The 832-nt window shown below is 66.5% G+C and carries 1 protein-coding gene; it reads right to left on the reverse strand.

The features are described 5' to 3' along the window. The coding region (locus U9980_RS22560; RefSeq protein ID WP_322769767.1) for an SAM-dependent methyltransferase at positions 1-761 on the reverse strand (761 nt) is incomplete at its 3' end. Between the last annotated feature and the right edge of the window lie 71 nt (positions 762-832).

Consider the following 832-nt stretch of genomic DNA (forward strand, 5'->3'; position numbering starts at 1 on the left):
GTGGGTTCGGGCCGCCAGTGGGTGTGCGACACGACTCCGGGTTCGATCAGTTCAAGCCCGTCGAAACGGCGGGCGATCTGCTCGGGGGTGCGCAGGATGTACGGGACGGCGCCGGTCTCGTTGTAGTCGTCCTGGGCCTCGTCGAACCCGGTGTCGCCGGCCGGGCGGGTGCCGTCGTAGGTCGCCAGATAGCTGCCTGATGGCAGGGCGTCCAGCAGTCGCTTCACGATGGACAGCACCTCGTCGTCGTCGACGATGTGGCCGAGGATCCCCATCAGCATCAGCGCAACCGGCTGGTCGAAGTTCAGCGTACGCGCCGCACCGGCCAGGATGGTGTCCGGATCCCGCAGGTCGGCGTCGAGGTAGTCCGTGGCTCCGTCAGGAGTGCTGACCAGCAGCGCGCGGGCGTGGACCAGCACCAGGGGGTCGTTGTCGACATAGACGATCCGGGAGTCCGGAGCGACCCGCTGGGCGACCTCATGGGTGTTGTCGGCCGTGGGTAGACCCGTGCCGATGTCGAGGAACTGCCGGACACCCGCCTCACCGGCCAGGTAGGCGACCGCACGGGAAAGAAAACCCCGGGACGCACGGGCCAGTTCGCTGATACCCGGGAAGACCTTGACGTATTCATCGCCGGCGGCCCGGTCCACCGGGTAACAGTCCTTGCCGCCCAGCCAATAATTCCAGATCCGGGCGGAATGCGGAACGGAGGTGTCGATCCTCGACCACAGGTCTTGCTCGGACGACTCATCGCCTGCCATGGGGGCGGTCTCCTGGTATGCGTAATGTCTGCTGTCGTTCCATACCGTACCGCCACAACCAGGACCCGCCC

Origin of the sequence: Protofrankia sp. Cr1 (assembly GCF_963555865.1) — a bacterium.
In the GTDB taxonomy this organism is placed as follows: domain Bacteria; phylum Actinomycetota; class Actinomycetes; order Frankiales; family Frankiaceae; genus Protofrankia.